Genomic DNA, 15,980 nt, shown 5'->3' with positions numbered 1-15,980 from the left:
CTTTTCGCTCCTCTGCGGCTCATACATCACCCAAGACAATACTCAAAAAATAGCATGCTCCTCTTCACCTTACCATAGCGCTCCCTCCTGCTGGATCAGCTCCGAAAAGTGGGGTAAGAGGCATGGATAAAGGCCTTCAGTATGCTTCATTCTTCACCTTCTCAACTAATTAAAATTCTATTAAATCGCCGGTTTGGGGCCTTATTTCTTTAGGAAATCCCTTTAAAAACCCCGAACGTTGTAGAAGAAATCAACCTGATGAAAAGCGCACTTCTCCATGTCGTCTCGCTCTTGTGCTTCGTCCTGTGGGGATGGAGCTACCCAGCGGGTACGGCTGATGCTGCGCACACCTACTCTGGAACTGCGGTGCTGACCGCAACAGCCAAAGCCACTCCTCATTTTTTTGTATATCGCCAAAGTGCTGTTGACCGCGACATGCTGGCGACTGAGGCAATAACGGATTCCGAAGCCGAATCGGATTGTGATTTTACCTCCCGGGGCGTGGCTCCCTTTTTCTACCACCCTGCAGTCGGGCAGACTTCGCTGTCTACTAGTGCCCTGGCATCGCGGACGCCCCGCCCCCGCCTGCCTCGCTACCTTCTTTTTCACCGCTTTCGCATCTAGCGAAACGCGATACGTCTCGCCTCAACGTTTATCACGGTGCTATGGGGCACAAGAGACCCATCCGCCGTTCGCCCCACGGGTCTCTTCCTTCCGAAGAGGCACCAAAGGATCGCTGACTTTTCTGGAAAACGCTAAGCCCGCAGCGCTCGGCCGTTGGGATTGACCCGATGCCTCCACCCGAACGGTGGCTTCCGCCAGGGCGGTCGCCTCGATTTGCTTTCATCGTAACCTCCTCTGTAAATTCTATGTCGGTTCACACAGAAACGATTCTCGTAGCACCCCCGGCAGGCTGGGCGGGGTTTCAGCAGACCTGGAGAGCGGATCTGGTGTCGGGCCTGCTGGTGTTTCTGATCGTGTTGCCTCTGAGCCTGGGCATTGCCATAGCATCGGGGTTTCCGCCCATGGCCGGTCTGATGACGGCGGTGATCGGCGGCGTGCTGATAACGTTCTTTTCCGACGCGCAACTCACCATCAAAGGGCCGGCCGTGGGGCTGATCGCAATCATGGCGGGGGCGGTAGATACGCTGGGGCAGGGCCACCTCCTGACAGGCTATCGCTATGCGCTGGCCGTAATCGTCGTCGCCGGGCTTGTCCAGGTCGCCTTCAGTCTGGTGAAGGCCGGGCAGTTTGGGGATTTTTTTCCCGCTTCGGCTGTGCACGGCATGCTGGCCGCCATCGGCATCCGGATCATGGCCAAACAAATTCCGGTGCTGTTGGGTGCTTCGCCCGGAAGCCAGTCGCCGTTCGACCTGGTGCTGAACCTGCCGCGTTTCTTAGCCGACATGAATCCCGAGGTCGCCATCATCGGCGTAGTCAGTCTGGCGATACTGATAGGCGTGCCGTTGCTCAACAACCGGTACGCCCGCCTGATGCCCGCCCCCATGCTGGTGATTCTGGTCGCTGTTCCGCTGGGGTTCTACTTCGACCTGGCCCACGCACACAAGTATCTATTTCTCGATCACCACGAATACACCCTGGGACCAGAGTTTCTGATCACCCTGCCCGACCGCATTACCGAAGGGCTGGTGTTCCCTGATTTCGGCAAGCTGGGCGATTTTGCCACCTGGAAGTACGTGTTCATGCTGGCGCTGGTGGGAAGTTTGGAATCGCTGCTGACGGTGAAAGCCATCGACGCCCTTGACCCGTACCAACGAAAATCGCGTCTGAGCAAAGATCTGTTTGCCATAGGGCTGGGCAATGCGCTATGCGGCTTAGTAGGGGCGCTGCCCATGATTTCGGAGGTGGTGCGCAGTTCGGCCAACCTCCACAGCGGAGCCCGTACCCGATGGGCCAACTTCTTCCACGGCGCTTTTCTGCTCCTGTTTGTGGCCTTCCTGCCCCGGCTGATTCATCAGATTCCACTGGCCGCGCTGGCGGCACTGCTCATCTACACGGGCTACCGGCTGGCGTCCCCACGGGCGTTCGCCAAAGCGTACCAGGTGGGTCCCGAGCAACTGGCCATTTACTGTACCACGGTCATTGTGACGCTGGCGACCGACCTGCTGGTGGGCATCGGCGCGGGAATTCTGGTGAAAATTCTGATCCACCTCACGTCGGGCGCTTCGCTGCGTTCGCTGTTTTGGTCGAGCGTTCTGGTCGACGTCAGTCAACCCGACACGGTACACATCAAAGTGCAGCGGGCCGCGGTATTCAGCAATTACCTGTGGTTCAAAAAGCGCCTCGACGCCATTCCGAGTGGGAAGCGCGTCCTGCTGGATTTTTCACAGACGCGTGTGGTCGACCACACGTTTATGGAGCATTTGCATCGGTTCGAAGCCGACTATACGTTCAAAGGTGGCCGCGTCGAAGTCGTGGGCATGGACGATCACCAGCCCGTTTCCGATCATCCTACGGCAACGCGTCGCAAAAAAACGAATACCGCCGACCCACTCACCACCCCCTGAGTTTCGTGATGCTCCCGGTGGCGCAGGCCGTTGGGAGCCATCACGACCTCCAGGCACAGAACGGGTTTTAAAAACGATTGTAGAACATGGGTGTACATAAAGGTCTATATTGCTGGCCATCAATGGTCTGGAGGTCGCGTCGCTACCGTCCGGCGCGGGTCTTGGGCACGTCTGCCAACGGCAACCCGGCCACCACGCAACGGGAAAACGGCGCACCGACTTCCGGATATTTCTTACGGCCAATTGGAGGAAATCTAGCGAAGAGGCGGTACGGTGCCGCCCGCTCCGAAGGCAGCTTGACAACACTGCATGAAGAAACTTCTCGTTCTTATAAGTGGGTTGATGTCGATGACGGACGCCGTTGTGGCCCAAACCACTGCTTCCGAAAAAAAGGAGATCCGACTGCACCTGAACAACGACGGATCACACTACGTGAAAGCCACGTTTCTCAACCAGACGTGGGTACGCTACAACCAGAGCAATCCCGGCACCACGGTCTTTGGCACTCCCAAAGCGGAAACGTTCGACATCGGGCTGCGCCGCACGCGCCTGCAACTGTACGGCCAGCTGACCGACCGGATTTTCTTCTACACACAATTCGGCCAAAACAACTTCAATTATCTTTCGAGCCGCAAGGTGGGCGCCTTCTTTCACGATGCGCTGACCGAATATGCCCTGGCACCGGGCTACGTTTCCGTGGGCGCCGGGCTAACGGCCTGGAGCGGTTTATCGCGCTTTGCGTCGCCCAGCGTAGGGTCAATTCTGGGCATGGACGCTCCGCTGTACCAACAGGCCACCAACGACGCAACCGACGAGTTTTTGCGCAAGCTGAGCTTGTACGCCAAAGGAAAGGCGGGCAAGTTGGACTACCGGCTGGCGCTGACGCAGCCCATGCCCATCCAAACGTCGAACCTTTTTACCGCACTCGACAGCACGTTTTCCAACTTCTCGCAGCGTCCTCCGAAAAAGCAATACCAGGGGTATTTCATGTACCAGTTTCTGGACCAGGAAGGCAACACGACGCCCTACATGACGGGATCGTACCTGGGCACCAAACGGGTTTTCAACCTCGGGGCCGGCTTCATCGCACAGCCCGACGCCATGTGGCACCGCCAACGCACCGGCAGCGGAGTGGGCGATACGGTGTCTACCGATCTGCGGCTGTGGGCCGTGGATGTGTTTTACGATACCCCGCTCAACCCCAGTGCGGGCACAGCGCTGACGGCCTACGCCAGTTTCTCTCATTACGATTACGGGCCGGGCTACCTCCGCATGACCGGCGTGATGAATCCCGCGAACGGCGTGGTGGCCCATCAGGCTACGCTGGCGGGTGCCGGAAACGCCTTTCCTATGTACGGGACCGGTCAGGTTTATTACGCACAGGTGGGCTACCTGACGCCCCGCACGTGGCTGGGCGACGACCAGGGCGCACTACAACCCTACTTTGCCTTGATGTACGCCGACTACGACCGGCTGCAAGATGGCATGGCTGTTACCAACCTGGGGGTTAACTGGCTGTTGAAAGGCCATACGTCCAAAATCACTCTCGACTGGCAAAATCGTCCGCTTTTCACCCGGGCGGGTGTCGCCACCGGGCGGCGCAGTCAAGTCACGGCGCAGTACCAGATTTACTTTTAAAGAAAAGGGTCGATTTTCGACCAAACGATCAATTGGATTGTTGCTAAAAACGAAGGCTCGGCGGGTTTCCTGTCGAGTCTTTGTTGTATCCGGCCGTGGCCTGACCGACCTGGAGCATGTCAGACAAAAGTGGCGAGGCTTTTTTACTTTTGCCTGCACCTCGTAACTACGACCTTTCCATGAAGAAAGCCCTTATCATTGTCGATATTCAGTATGATTTTTTGCCGGGCGGCGCGCTGGCCGTGACCAAAGGCGATCAGGTTATTTCCATCATCAATCGACTGCAACCGCATTTCGACCTGGTGGTGGCCACGCAGGACTGGCACCCCGCCGACCACGGTAGTTTCGCGGCCAACCACGCCGACAAGCATCCCGGAGAGGTCATCGACCTGCACGGCCTGTCGCAGGTACTTTGGCCTGTCCATTGCGTACAACACTCGGAAGGGGCCGCCCTGGCGCAGGAGCTCGATCAGGAACCGATTCAGGAAGTTTTTCAGAAAGGCACCGACCCGACCATCGACAGTTACAGCGGCTTTTACGACAACGGTCACCGCAAAGCGACCGGCCTGACCGATTACCTGAAAAGCAAAGGTGTAACCGACTTGTACCTGACCGGCCTGGCCGCCGATTACTGCGTCAAGTTCACTGCGTTGGATGCCGTGCGCGATGGCTTCAAAGCTCATCTGATCACCGACGCTACGCGAGGCGTCAACCTGCAACCTGACGATACCGAAAAGGCGCTGGCCGAATTAAAAGCGAAGGGAGTAGAACTGCTGACCAGCCACGACGTGCTGGCGCAAATGGCCTAGCTTACGCCAGCGCGGGGCGGGCGGTCAGGAAAGGAAGCCGCAACTCGGCGGCCAGTTGAAGCGCCTGGAGTTCCGCTTTTTTCAGCTTCATAAACCACCCGATTTCGTTCACGCGCATCAGGCGCATAGCATCTTCGAAGGTCTGCGGCAGCTTTACGACCGACACCAGCGTCCGGCCCAGCCGCTTGGCAGGCTGGGTATTGATAACCCGCACGGCCGATTCTACGATGTCGATCCGCACGCCCAATTCTTCCGATACATACGATTGTGTGTCGGTGTCGCGCGATCCGCGCAGCCCGGCGGCTTCCAGAAAGGAACGAAAGCAGAAGATAGACATGGTAAGGGGGAGAAATGAGAGTATAGCGCTAGAGAGTAACACGGGTTTCGGCCAATACATTCACCCTCGGCGCGTTATTTTCAGCAAGTCGATATAGGTTGCCCGTTCTACTCGGCCAACGGTGCCAAACAGCCGACCGAACGCCAACCCGCCGTTAAGGCAGTCCGAACAACATCAGGTGCTGCTGGGGCAACAAGTCTTTGTTTTCGAGCAGTTGCAGCCCGACCTGGGCCATTTCCTTCTGTGCCTGCGCTTCCGACATTTTGTGAAGCGGCTTGATGGGCACACTCGGATCTTCGGCCCGGTACTCGACTAAGGCAATTTTTCCGTTCGGGGCGAGGCTCTGCGCCAGTGCCGCCATCATCTCGTAGGGATGGGAAAACTCGTGGTACGCATCCACCAGCAAGACCAGATCGACACGATCGGTCGGTAGACGGGGCTGGGTGATGGTACCCAGAATCGGCGTGACGTTTGCGGCCCGCTGTTCCTCCTTTTTTTCGTTGAGGTAGGCAATCATCTCCGGCTGGATGTCCACGGCCAGCACGCGCCCCTGCGGTACCCGACGCGCCAGTCGGAACGTAAAATAGCCCGTCCCCGCCCCGATGTCGGCCACGACGGCGTCCGGTGCCAGGTCCAGCGCATCCATCAGCAGATCGGTCCGTTCTTCTTCCTCCCGCTCGGAGCGTTCCAGCCAGCCCGCGCCCTGGTGTCCCATCACGTGCGCAATCTCGCGCCCCTGGTACCATTTGCCGATGCCGTCGGGCATGGCCTCCCGGTACCTGTACAGCGTGTCGGTCTCTGCGCGTTGGGCCTGTTGCGCCTGCGAACAGCCGCCCAACAGACAACTCCAGACGATCAGCCCGTAAAACGAAGGCGTTTTCTGCATACCCCCATAACTACCGCGTCCTACTTTTGTTGTTGCGGCAGGGGATAATCTTGCGCAACATCGTCGAGGATCAATACCCAGTCTTGGCCTAGTCCAGCACTGGGCGGCACAAACGCGTTGGTACCTCGGTTCGGCAAGGTTTCCGCAGGCAAGGCTCGCCCTGTCCGGGGATCATACCAGGTCGCCCGCACCTGCCGCCCCCGGATCAGGCCCATGTTGACGGTGAACGGCCGCCCGGCCGCTGAGTAGACAAAAGCATAGTCGCGGCCCCGGGTGGCCTGCACGCGTTCGGCAGCGGACCCCGGCTCAGACGCCAGCAAAAGCGGATCGGGCACCCGGTCGAGCATCGGGCGGGACTCCAGCAACCAACGGACGTGATGTAAATCGACCGCGCCGGGCAGGTCGAGTGACTCATACCAGGGTTTGAGCGGACCGTTGACGGGCGTGCGACCGGGGGCCCACATCTGCCAGACGTTGTGACATCCGTACGTATGGCCAAACGCCCCCGCAAACAAACTCAGGTAAGCGGCTTTGCGGATGTCGGACGCGTACGAATAGCCGTTTTCAGCTGCGTTGAAGCAAACGGGATGGTCCTCGTAAATCGGCTCGCCGTTCAGGGTGGGCTTGACGGGCGTCAGCGCGTAATCTTCCTGCATCCGGTCGTATACGGGCAGGTCGCGGCAGTGGCCGGTCTGGTGCATGTTGAAATCCAGCCAGGCATCCTGCTGAAACCAGTTGGAAGAAGAACCGTGCTCGGTCGGTTGCGGATGGAACGTCAGCAGCGCCTTGTCCCTCCCCCCTACGCCCTGTTCCACGCCTTCGGCCAGCGCCCGCCAGATCGCCAGATCGTCCGCATTAGCGCGTGGGTTACGGTCTCCGCCGATGATCCAGATGAGGTTAGGCCGGTCGGCGTAGCGGCGGCCAATCCACGCCCCGTACGCGCGGGCATTCTCGGGCGTAAAGATCTCGGGACCGGTACCCCAGCTGTTTTTAAACACCTTATCGCCCCACGTCGGCAACAGCCCCACGTAAAGTCCCAGGGCGGCGGCCCGGTCCACCATCCAGTCGACATGGTCCCAGTAGTCGTACTGCGTTGTATCGTCCGGTGCGTTGCCGGGTGTGGTCAGGGGCTGGGTAGGATCGTCGTCCCGCAGCGGCACATCGCCGTACGCATTGGGCGCGTGCAACCCGTCGAGTTCCGCCAGCGCCACCGCCTGCACAACGGTGAAGCCCTGTTCTGCCCGACGTTGCAGGTACCGGTCGGCCTGTTCACGGTCCAGCCGATGGAACAGTTCCCAGGCCGTGTCGCCCAGCCAGAAGAAAGGCGTACCGTCTTCGCGCACCAGAAATCGCTGATTCTTGCTGACGCTCAGCCGTTGCGGTTGCGCCACACTCCCAAACACGGGAAACAGACAGGCCAGTAACAGAATCAAACGCATGGGTAGTGGGGAAAAACTGATAGAGAAGAGAATGGAGGAACAGATAGCTTTATGAAAGTACCGCTTATGCCTGGATGCGCTCTACCCGCATTGCCTACTCGATGATGGGGTAGCGACGGCGGGCTTCGGCCCGCGAGAAGGCATCGAAATGCCACCATTCGGAGGTGATGGGCGAAAAGCCCGCGGCTTGCATTACCTCTCGCAACAGGTGCCGGTTGGCGATCTGCGTTTCCGTGAGTTGGCCGGATTTCAGGAGGGAGTCTTCGTGGTACGGAAACGCCAGAATGCCGAAATGGTCGTAGCCCGTTCCCATGTCGAGCGGCTTTCCGTCGGCACCGACGATGGTCAGGTCTACCGCCGCCCCGAAGTTGTGAATGGAGCCCTTGCGTGGGTCAGCGACATACTTCGGTTTGTCGGCTTCCGGCTTTTGCAACGTATCCCACAAAATCCACTGGACCTGTCGCGGGCGGGCCGCGTCGTAAATCAACAGGTGGTAGTCCGGATGGCGCTCGTGCAACAGGCGCTGCGCTTCCACCAGGCGGCGGGCGGGCTCCTCCTGCAAATAAGCATCATCCAGATCGCCGTACACGTCTACGCCCACAAAGTTGTCGGTCGTGGAATACTTCAAGTCGACCCGGATGGACGAATCGAGCGACTGGACTTGTACCAGCCCCAGTTGCTGCATCAGTCGTTCGTATTCCGACAGCGGCACGGTATCCGCTTCAGCGACGATGTCGACGGAGCGATCCGGCGTCATGGCAGTAGTAGTATCGAGAGAAGGCGGCGTTTCGGCGGGCGGCGTTTCCTCCCCGGAGCGGCAGCCCGCCAGTCCGGTCAACAGCGCAGCCACACACAGACCATAGAAAATAGACTTCAAGCGACGTGGTTTTGGTAGATGCGGGGTAATTTAACCGCTCCATGCTGAGTTCCCAAATGTCTCCGTCCCGTCGCCGTTTCCTGCACAGCGCCACCCTCGCCGGCCTAGCCAGTCCTTTTCTCCGGTTTACGTCGCCCCCACCGAAATTGCTCAAACCGCCCCGGCTTCGCCCCGGACAAACGGTGGGGCTGGTGTGCCCGGCCACGGCCGCGTTCCTGCAAGAGGAAGTGGAGATTGCCAAAGAATCGATTGAGGCGCTGGGACTAAAGGTGCGGGAAGGCAAATCGTTGCGCAGCCGCTACGGGTACCTGGCCGGCACTGATGAGGAGCGCGCGGCCGACCTCCACGCCATGTTTGCCGATCCGGAAGTACACGCCGTTTTTGTCATGCACGGGGGGTGGGGTTGCAGCCGTCTGTTGCCCCTGCTGGACTACGACCTGATCCGACGCCACCCCAAAATTCTGATGGGCTACAGCGACGTAACGGCCCTGCTGCTGGGCATCCAGGCCCGAACAGGGCTGGTGACGTTTCACGGACCGGTGGGCGCTTCCACCTGGAATGCCTTTTCGGTCGACTACCTGCGGCGGCTTTTGTTCGACGGTGAGGCCGTGATTTACCAGAACCCGACCGACAAAGGCGATAACCTCACGCAAGTCGAGAATCGCATTCGCACGTTGCGTCCGGGCAAAGTGCGCGGCCGGCTGCTGGGTGGTAACCTGACCGTGCTGACCGCCATTGTGGGGTCGCCCTACCTGCCCGACTGGAAAGACGCGATTCTGTTCGTGGAAGATGTTGGAGAAAAGATTTACCGCATCGACCGTATGCTGACGCAACTGGCGCTGGCTGACATCCTGCCCCGACTGAAAGGGTTTGTGTTCGGCCACTGTTCCGATTGCCCTCCCGGCGAAGGGTACGCGTCGTTCACCCTCGAAGAAGTGTTGGACGACCACATCGTCCCGTTGCAGATTCCGGCATTCAGCGGCAGCATGATTGGGCACATCAAAGACAAGTTTACGGTGCCGCTGGGCGTAGAAGCCGAAATCGATGCGGCAACCGGCAGCATTCGCCTGTTGGAAGGCGCAGTGTCGTAAAGCGGCACACTTCTATTTCTCCGATAAATTTGACGAGCCAATTACTAAAGAGGCGCTTAATAAGACTTAACCCAAAATTTCGTCGATCAAAACCATCAACTCACAGATCGCTCCAGCATCCTACCTCGTAAAAAGCTATCTTAATCATGGTTAAACAATCAGCTAGCGTATTACTTCTGTAATCCTCCCGTCTTATTTTTTTGAGCAAATTTTTCATAGCCACCGCCCCGGGTGGCTTTTTTTATGCCGCTCCTTCTCGTGATCCGCTTAGGCTGGGTACTTCTCTTCACTCACCGATCAAAGCACTACACCGACCGATAGAAGCACCTGATGGTCATGCGGTTCCGTACAGGAAAGGGAGTAGATCAACTCCCTCCTGTGTAGTGCCTGAACCTTTTATAGCAAGCGGAAGAATTCTCGGTGGAGAAGCTTCCGCTTTTCTGGTTTTGGTGGCCTCCTGCAGTGGCAAGCTCCTGCCACAACTTTCTCTACGACAGACCAGTACATATCATTTTAACCTAACCTTGCTATGAACACGCCCTCAACCGTACTCATTACCGGCGCCACGGCCGGCTTCGGACACGAATTCGCCAAACTTTTTGCCAAGGAAGGCTACAACCTGATTCTGGTCGCCCGTTCCGACGATGAGCTGAAGCAGGTAGCCTCTTCGCTCGAACAACTCTACCAGCCGGGACAGGTAGTTTGCATCGCCAAAGACCTGGCCGAAGCGGGCTCAGCGCAGGCGCTCTACGACGACATCCGGCAGCATAACCTGACGGTCGATGTGCTGATCAACAACGCGGGCTTCGGCGAGCACGGCCTGTTTACCGAAACCGATCTGGAAAAAGAGCTCAAGATCATCCAGCTCAACATCGCCACCCTTACGCACCTCACCAAGCTTTACCTGCGCGAGATGGTAGCCCGCGACGCCGGAAAAATTCTGCAACTGGCGTCGGTGGCCTCGTTCATGCCCTTCCCGAAAATGGCCGTTTATGCGGCTACCAAGGCGTATGTACTGTCGTTCACGGAGTCGCTTCAAAACGAATTGAAGGATACACACGTAACACTAACAGCCCTCTGTCCCGGCGCCAGCGACACGGAATTCTTCGAACGGGCGGGCGCTGAAGATACCGTCATTGTCCAGGACACGCCCCTTTACGATGCCGAAGAAGTGGCCCAGGCCGGTTTCGACGCGCTGATGAAGGGCGAGAAACGGGTCATCCCGGGCGGCATGAACAAAGTACAGGCCTGGATGAGCAACCTGCTCCCCGACAGCCTGCTGGCCGCCGTATCAAACAAAATGATGGAAGAAAAAAAATAGTATGAAACGGAAAACCAAGGCATTTCTCTGGCTGATTGGCAGCCTGGGAGCCGCCTACGCTACGAAAAAATTGGTGCGCGACAGCCGCGAAATTCAGTACAAAGACAAAGTAGTGCTCATCACCGGCGGCTCGCGCGGTCTCGGTCTGGTGATGGCCCGCCAGCTGGCCGAAGCCGGAGCACGTCTGGCGCTTTGCGCGCGCGATGCACAGGAGCTGGAGCGCGCCGCCCAGGAACTCTTCGAAACGGGAGCCGACGTGCTGACCGTTCCCTGCGATGTAACCGACCCGCAGCAGATCAACGAGATGATCGGCAAAGTGCGCGAACGGTTCGGCACCATCGACGTACTGATCAACAACGCGGGTGTCATCCAGGTCGGCCCGCTGGAAACGATGAGCCGACAGGAGTACGAAGAAGCCATGAACACCCACTTCTGGGGACCTTACCATACCACACAGGCACTGCTTCCGCTCCTGCGCCAGAAAGGCGAAGGGCGGATTGTTAACGTAGCGTCGATCGGCGGAAAAGTAGCAATTCCTCATTTGGCTCCTTACAGCGCCAGCAAGTTTGCCCTGGTCGGTTTCTCGGAGGGGTTGCGTGCCGAACTGATGAAGTCGGGCATTTTGGTCACGACCGCCTGCCCCGGCCTGATCCGTACGGGCAGCCCCCGCAACGCCACCATTAAAGGCGATCACCAAAAAGAATACGCCTGGTTCAGCATTGCTGACTCGATTCCGGGGCTTAGCCTGAGCGCCGAAGCTACGGCCCGCGCCATCCTGGAAGCAGCACGCAAAGGCGAAGCGGAAGTCGTCACCTCGGTACCGGCTAAGATCCTGACCGGCCTGCACGGCTGGTTCCCCGGCCTCGCCACCGACCTGATGGCACTGACCAACCGGCTGTTGCCCAAACCCGGTACGTTGAAAAATACCACGGCCCAGAAAGGCTACGAAAGTCAGTCGTGGGTGTCGCCCTCGCCGGTAACCCAACTCACAGAAAAAGCGGCCGCGCAGAACAACGAGATGTAAAGGAAAAAGGTCGGGTTTGAAGCCCGACCTTTTTTAGTGTTACTATGATGATTTTTTGCGGCCCGATCCGCTTTTCTTGCCGCCGCCGTCCTGTTTGTTGACGGTAGCCCAAGCCCTCCGCTCGGCTTCTTCTTCCGGAACACCACGCTTTTCGTAGCCTTCCTCGATGTGTTCGGCTTTCCGTTTCTGCTTGTCGGTATAGGCCGATTTATCTCCTTGTGGCATGATTGAAACTGATTAGGTGAAAAAATGGGGGATGTTCTGCCAATGCAGCCCCCTCCTGCTTTTACGAAAAAGTCGCCGGCACGTTGACGTTCTGAACGGCGAATTGCGGCGGAAGCGAAAACTTTTGCCGCGGTTGGTGGTTTTTCGGATATGTCCGTACCCTCAGAACAACACCGCCTGCCTGCGTACCTGGCCTTCGCCGACCGCTATGACATTCAGGACGTAGCGACCTTTATCCGGCTGTACGACATCGACGAACTGACCTGCTTTTTACCCGCAACGCCGACCGATGAAGAAAAGCGCGTGCTGAACGCGCTGATCGGGGTCGAAGGCGTTACGTACGGGTACCTCGACTGGATCAAATCCAACAATACGTTTGAGCTGCTGATGCAATGGCAGGAACAGACCGGTCGCTACGTGGATCGGTAACGCCCGGCGTCGATCTGCGTACACAGCATTACTGTTCACTTTACCCCCATCGCTCGTGCAACTCGGCTACGCCTGCATCAACCAAGAACTTTCCGACCAGAAAATCACCGTCAACCGGGGCATGATTCGCCGCACGTTCGACGAAAAAGGCCCGGCCTATGCGTCTGAACTGATTTTGCTGAACCTGACCGACCTGCTGGCCGTGATGCGGTGGAACTTCCTGAAGGGCATCCATGTCTACCGCCTGTCGAGCGACATGATTCCCTGGATGAGCGAATATACCTGGGACGAACTTCCCGACCGCGACGCGATCGATAACGTGCTCCAGACCATTGGCCTTCTGGCGCGTGCCTACCAAATCCGCTTGTCGTTCCACCCGGGTCCGTTCAACGTGCTGGCGTCGGAAAACGAGAAGGTAGTCGAGAAAACAATTCTGGACCTGAATCAGCACGCCCAACTGATGGACAAGATGGGCCTCAGCACCACGCCTTACAACAAGATCAACATCCATGTGGGCTCCACACTCGGTGGCGACAAGGCAGGCGCTCTGCGCAACTTTTGCCGGAACTTTGCGCGGCTGGATGAATCGACACGGCAACGGCTGACGATAGAAAACGACGACAAGGGCAACATGTATACGGTGGGCGACCTTTACGAGGGCATTTACCAGAAAATTGGGATTCCGATCGTCTTCGATTTCCACCACCATTTCTGCCACTCCGACGGAGTGCCGACGCAGGAAGCGCTACACCGCGCACTCAGCACCTGGCCTGCGGGCATTACGCCCATGTGCCACTATTCGGAGCCGCGTTCGTTCGAAGCCAAAGCACAGGTACGAGCGCACGCCGATTACATCGTACGCGAAATTCCGACTTACGGCTATCACTTCGACGTGGTGGTGGAAGCGAAGGAAAAAGAGCGGGCGGTACTGCATTACCTGAAGCTGCAACAGCGCGGAAAACTGGAACCGCCTTACGCGGACCAGCCTTTCCTGCCCGAAGCGGTCCCTGCGCCCGACCTAACCGAGCGGTCGTAAGGATTAAGCGCTTCTGATTTCGTCGTATTCTTCCTGATGTTTATTCAAATACTCTTCTACCACAGGACACGTGGCAATCACGGTTCGGTTCTTTTCTTTGGCGTAATCTAGGCCGGCTTTGACCAGTTGCCGTGCAACGCCCTTGTCCCGGTATGGCTCCGGTACGAACGTAGAAACAAAGTCCATGATGTCCTGTTGGGGCTGATCGTAAATCAGATGGGCCTCTTCGGTATGCGTGCCGAAATCCACGTAAAACTGCTGACGGTCGGGGTCGTGTTGAATGGTGACATTCATCGTTTAAAAAGCGTTCAGGTGAAAAAATGCGTTTTCTTCTCTCTCTTACGCGCCGTAGCCGGTTGAGTTTAGCCTGACGACCAGTATCTTAGCTTCGCCTCCCCACGGGCGCCTCCCTTTCCGTTGTCCAACTTAATCCTGACTTTCTGTGCACGTTACTTTCTACAGCACCCGCCGTTATGACGAGCGTTTCTTTAACGCCGCCAACGAACACTTCGGGCACCAGCTCCACTTTTACGACATTGCGCTGAACACCCATACGGCCAATTTTGCAAGGAACCAAACGGTAGGCGATGCGCCGCTGGCGGTGTGCATCTTCGTGAACGACCATGCCGACGCGCCTGTACTGGAGCGGTTGGCGGCCCAACGCGTCGAACTGCTGGCGCTTCGCTCGGCCGGGTTCAACCACGTGGATCTGGACGCCGCCCAGCGGCTGGGGCTGCGGGTGGTGCGGGTGCCGGCTTACTCGCCTCACTCCATTGCCGAACATACGCTTGCGTTGGTACTGGCGCTGAACCGCAAAACGCACCGTGCCTACAACCGGGTGAAAGAAAACAACTTTTCGCTCGATGGTCTCATGGGCTTCGACCTGTACGGACTGACGGTGGGCATCGTAGGCCTGGGCAAAATCGGCGTGGCTACCGCGCGCATCTTCCAGGGATTTGGGTGCCGGGTGCTGGGCTACGACCCGGTGCAAACGGAGGCGGATCATGTCGAAATGGGCTCGCTCGATACATTGCTCCGCGAATCGGACATCATTTCGTTGCACTGCCCGCTTACGCCGGAAACCCATCACCTGATCAACGCTGACACCATTGGACAGATGAAGCATGGCGTGATGCTGATCAATACTAGCCGGGGGGCACTCATCCACACACAGGCGGTGGTCGATGCGCTGAAACGCGAACACATCGGGTACCTGGGACTGGACGTGTACGAGGAAGAAGACGGGCTCTTTTTTGAAGATCAGTCCGACAAAGTGGTGCAAGATGACGTCTTTATGCGGCTCCTGACCTTTCCGAACGTGCTCATTACCGGTCACCAGGCGTTTTTCACCCGCAATGCTGTGGAAGCCATTGCGCAGATAACCCTCCAGAACATCAGCGACTTCGAACAGGGGCAAGAACTGAAAAACCAAGTTACGCCACAATAACCCCCGCGGACGGGTTTCGTTAGTAAGAAGAAAAACCGCACGTACTATGGCACAAGACAATAAATCCAATCCACAAGAGAAATCCGATCGTCCGTACGATCATCATACGTCGATTACGGACATCGAAAAAAACAAAGATAAGCGCTCGCCGGAAGACGAAGCCCGCCTGGAGGGGCCGTATGGCTTTGAGGAGCCGGACGACGAAAGTCACGACGAAGAAGAGTAAACAAGAAAGCCCACCCCGGTAAACGAGGTGGGCTTTTTATCTGGAATCGTGTCAGTTCAGTTACACAGCAACGGCGCGGGTTTTGGCGCGTTCGCCCATCAGCCGAAAAATATCGGTAGGCGTTTCGCACAAAACCGCTTTGCCCCGGTACATGGCAATGGGAGCCCGCAGCAAATCGGGGCGCTTCCTTAACAGATGGAGCCACTCTTCGTCGTGAAAATCCCGACCCCGCACACAGGCCTGATAATATGGATCGGCGCGGTTCATCAGGTCTTTCGGACGTAGCCCCAGTTTGTCGAGCATAACCCGAAACACCGTAGTCGAAATCATGGCTGAACTGATCTCCTGACGGTTGATGCGTTTGGTCATGGTCAGGGCATAGGCGAGCGTTTTCTTGCCACGGGAAGAATCGCCGTTGTACAGCAGAACCAGTTCGTCATTTACGAGTTGCATAGGCGTGATGTTATAGGTTGCAAATTTGGAAGGGAGCTTCGATCAATATACAAAAATTAATTCACCAAACAAGCTTACACACCTAATAAATCACGGGAAACCAACTGGTTAGGCACATTTTATTCTACCCTTCTGCAAAATTTCAAAATAAAGAAAGGCAAAATGCAATTTCTCATCTCCTACACAAGAGGACACAAGAGTGCCGCGCCTTCGT

General features: G+C 57.4%; 18 protein-coding genes. 11 read left to right on the top strand and 7 right to left on the bottom strand.

Features of this window, described 5'->3' with window-relative positions:
- Positions 1-258 precede the first annotated feature (258 nt).
- The 4 genes from BLR44_RS28560 (at position 259) to pncA (ending at position 4,975) form a co-directional block, all read left to right on the top strand.
- Positions 259-624 carry a hypothetical protein gene (locus tag BLR44_RS28560; protein ID WP_143017161.1) on the top strand — a complete coding sequence of 122 codons (366 nt, stop codon included), beginning with the start codon at positions 259-261 and terminating at the stop codon, positions 622-624.
- Positions 625-869: 245 nt separating this feature from the next.
- Positions 870-2,528, top strand: coding sequence for a SulP family inorganic anion transporter (locus BLR44_RS06740; protein WP_089680531.1), 1,659 nt, complete (start codon positions 870-872; stop codon positions 2,526-2,528).
- Between the two features lie 309 nt (positions 2,529-2,837).
- Positions 2,838-4,166, top strand: coding sequence for a hypothetical protein (locus tag BLR44_RS06735; RefSeq protein WP_089680529.1), 1,329 nt, complete (start codon positions 2,838-2,840; stop codon positions 4,164-4,166).
- Positions 4,167-4,345: 179 nt separating this feature from the next.
- On the top strand, positions 4,346-4,975 hold the full coding sequence (gene pncA, locus BLR44_RS06730; protein WP_089680527.1) for a bifunctional nicotinamidase/pyrazinamidase: 630 nt from the start codon (positions 4,346-4,348) through the stop codon (positions 4,973-4,975).
- A 1-nt stretch (position 4,976) separates the two neighbouring features.
- Here pncA and BLR44_RS06725 read toward each other — a convergent pair whose 3' ends face one another.
- The 4 genes from BLR44_RS06725 to BLR44_RS06710 all read right to left on the bottom strand — a co-directional run bounded on the left by BLR44_RS06725 (position 4,977) and on the right by BLR44_RS06710 (position 8,514).
- Entirely contained in the window at positions 4,977-5,312 is a 336-nt protein-coding gene (locus BLR44_RS06725; RefSeq protein ID WP_089680525.1) for a hypothetical protein, read from the bottom strand.
- A 154-nt stretch (positions 5,313-5,466) separates the two neighbouring features.
- Positions 5,467-6,198: a class I SAM-dependent methyltransferase gene (locus BLR44_RS06720; RefSeq protein WP_089680524.1), complete on the bottom strand. Its 732-nt coding sequence runs from the start codon at positions 6,196-6,198 to the stop codon at positions 5,467-5,469.
- Positions 6,199-6,218: 20 nt separating this feature from the next.
- Entirely contained in the window at positions 6,219-7,637 is a 1,419-nt protein-coding gene (locus BLR44_RS06715) for a glycoside hydrolase family 140 protein (RefSeq protein ID WP_089680522.1), read from the bottom strand.
- Positions 7,638-7,731: 94 nt separating this feature from the next.
- Positions 7,732-8,514, bottom strand: a complete 783-nt coding sequence (locus BLR44_RS06710; protein WP_245705989.1) for a M15 family metallopeptidase — start codon at positions 8,512-8,514, stop codon at positions 7,732-7,734.
- A 41-nt stretch (positions 8,515-8,555) separates the two neighbouring features.
- On the opposite strand from BLR44_RS06710, the gene BLR44_RS06705 reads away from it, so the two are divergent.
- The 3 genes from BLR44_RS06705 (at position 8,556) to BLR44_RS06695 (ending at position 11,950) form a co-directional block, all read left to right on the top strand.
- Complete coding sequence (locus tag BLR44_RS06705) at positions 8,556-9,605, top strand: S66 peptidase family protein (RefSeq protein WP_245705988.1); 1,050 nt, start codon at positions 8,556-8,558, stop codon at positions 9,603-9,605.
- A gap of 529 nt (positions 9,606-10,134) precedes the next feature.
- Positions 10,135-10,926, top strand: a complete 792-nt coding sequence (locus BLR44_RS06700; RefSeq protein ID WP_089680518.1) for an SDR family NAD(P)-dependent oxidoreductase — start codon at positions 10,135-10,137, stop codon at positions 10,924-10,926.
- Between the two features lies 1 nt (position 10,927).
- Positions 10,928-11,950: an SDR family NAD(P)-dependent oxidoreductase gene (locus BLR44_RS06695; protein WP_089680516.1), complete on the top strand. Its 1,023-nt coding sequence runs from the start codon at positions 10,928-10,930 to the stop codon at positions 11,948-11,950.
- 42 nt (positions 11,951-11,992) lie between these two features.
- Here BLR44_RS06695 and BLR44_RS06690 read toward each other — a convergent pair whose 3' ends face one another.
- Positions 11,993-12,175 (bottom strand): hypothetical protein, encoded by a 183-nt coding sequence (locus BLR44_RS06690; RefSeq protein WP_089680514.1) that lies wholly within the window; start codon positions 12,173-12,175, stop codon positions 11,993-11,995.
- A gap of 150 nt (positions 12,176-12,325) precedes the next feature.
- Here BLR44_RS06690 and BLR44_RS06685 point away from each other — a divergent pair, with 150 nt between their 5' ends.
- Together BLR44_RS06685 and uvsE are read left to right on the top strand one after the other, a co-directional pair.
- Positions 12,326-12,604, top strand: a complete 279-nt coding sequence (locus BLR44_RS06685; protein WP_089680512.1) for a hypothetical protein — start codon at positions 12,326-12,328, stop codon at positions 12,602-12,604.
- Positions 12,605-12,659: 55 nt separating this feature from the next.
- Complete coding sequence (uvsE, locus tag BLR44_RS06680; RefSeq protein ID WP_089680510.1) at positions 12,660-13,640, top strand: UV DNA damage repair endonuclease UvsE; 981 nt, start codon at positions 12,660-12,662, stop codon at positions 13,638-13,640.
- 3 nt (positions 13,641-13,643) lie between these two features.
- On the opposite strand, the gene BLR44_RS06675 is transcribed toward uvsE, so the two are convergent.
- A complete protein-coding gene (locus tag BLR44_RS06675; protein ID WP_089680508.1) occupies positions 13,644-13,934 on the bottom strand; it encodes a GNAT family N-acetyltransferase in 291 nt (96 codons plus the stop codon).
- Positions 13,935-14,082: 148 nt separating this feature from the next.
- Here BLR44_RS06675 and BLR44_RS06670 point away from each other — a divergent pair, with 148 nt between their 5' ends.
- Entirely contained in the window at positions 14,083-15,087 is a 1,005-nt protein-coding gene (locus tag BLR44_RS06670; RefSeq protein WP_089680506.1) for a 2-hydroxyacid dehydrogenase, read from the top strand.
- Positions 15,088-15,133: 46 nt separating this feature from the next.
- Positions 15,134-15,313, top strand: coding sequence for a hypothetical protein (locus BLR44_RS06665; protein ID WP_089680504.1), 180 nt, complete (start codon positions 15,134-15,136; stop codon positions 15,311-15,313).
- 60 nt (positions 15,314-15,373) lie between these two features.
- On the opposite strand, the gene BLR44_RS06660 is transcribed toward BLR44_RS06665, so the two are convergent.
- On the bottom strand, positions 15,374-15,766 hold the full coding sequence (locus tag BLR44_RS06660) for an arsenate reductase family protein (RefSeq protein ID WP_089680501.1): 393 nt from the start codon (positions 15,764-15,766) through the stop codon (positions 15,374-15,376).
- Between the last annotated feature and the right edge of the window lie 214 nt (positions 15,767-15,980).

Origin of the sequence: Catalinimonas alkaloidigena, from assembly GCF_900100765.1 — a bacterium.
Classification (GTDB): Bacteria; Bacteroidota; Bacteroidia; order Cytophagales; family Flexibacteraceae; genus Mooreia; species Mooreia alkaloidigena.
This window is presented reverse-complemented; position numbering and strand designations above follow the sequence as displayed.

What these genes read in the sequence shown, in the direction of transcription:
- BLR44_RS06700 (WP_089680518.1), top strand. Translation starts at nt 10,135, where the DNA reads ATGAACACGCCCTCAACCGTACTCATTACCGGCGCCACGGCCGGCTTC.
- BLR44_RS06675 (WP_089680508.1), bottom strand. Translation starts at nt 13,934, where the DNA reads ATGAATGTCACCATTCAACACGACCCCGACCGTCAGCAGTTTTACGTG.
- BLR44_RS06660 (WP_089680501.1), bottom strand. Translation starts at nt 15,766, where the DNA reads ATGCAACTCGTAAATGACGAACTGGTTCTGCTGTACAACGGCGATTCT.
- pncA (WP_089680527.1), top strand. Translation starts at nt 4,346, where the DNA reads ATGAAGAAAGCCCTTATCATTGTCGATATTCAGTATGATTTTTTGCCG.
- BLR44_RS06690 (WP_089680514.1), bottom strand. Translation starts at nt 12,175, where the DNA reads ATGCCACAAGGAGATAAATCGGCCTATACCGACAAGCAGAAACGGAAA.
- BLR44_RS06740 (WP_089680531.1), top strand. Translation starts at nt 870, where the DNA reads ATGTCGGTTCACACAGAAACGATTCTCGTAGCACCCCCGGCAGGCTGG.
- BLR44_RS06735 (WP_089680529.1), top strand. Translation starts at nt 2,838, where the DNA reads ATGAAGAAACTTCTCGTTCTTATAAGTGGGTTGATGTCGATGACGGAC.
- BLR44_RS06715 (WP_089680522.1), bottom strand. Translation starts at nt 7,637, where the DNA reads ATGCGTTTGATTCTGTTACTGGCCTGTCTGTTTCCCGTGTTTGGGAGT.
- BLR44_RS06665 (WP_089680504.1), top strand. Translation starts at nt 15,134, where the DNA reads ATGGCACAAGACAATAAATCCAATCCACAAGAGAAATCCGATCGTCCG.
- BLR44_RS06705 (WP_245705988.1), top strand. Translation starts at nt 8,556, where the DNA reads ATGCTGAGTTCCCAAATGTCTCCGTCCCGTCGCCGTTTCCTGCACAGC.
- BLR44_RS28560 (WP_143017161.1), top strand. Translation starts at nt 259, where the DNA reads ATGAAAAGCGCACTTCTCCATGTCGTCTCGCTCTTGTGCTTCGTCCTG.
- BLR44_RS06685 (WP_089680512.1), top strand. Translation starts at nt 12,326, where the DNA reads ATGTCCGTACCCTCAGAACAACACCGCCTGCCTGCGTACCTGGCCTTC.
- BLR44_RS06720 (WP_089680524.1), bottom strand. Translation starts at nt 6,198, where the DNA reads ATGCAGAAAACGCCTTCGTTTTACGGGCTGATCGTCTGGAGTTGTCTG.
- BLR44_RS06725 (WP_089680525.1), bottom strand. Translation starts at nt 5,312, where the DNA reads ATGTCTATCTTCTGCTTTCGTTCCTTTCTGGAAGCCGCCGGGCTGCGC.
- BLR44_RS06695 (WP_089680516.1), top strand. Translation starts at nt 10,928, where the DNA reads ATGAAACGGAAAACCAAGGCATTTCTCTGGCTGATTGGCAGCCTGGGA.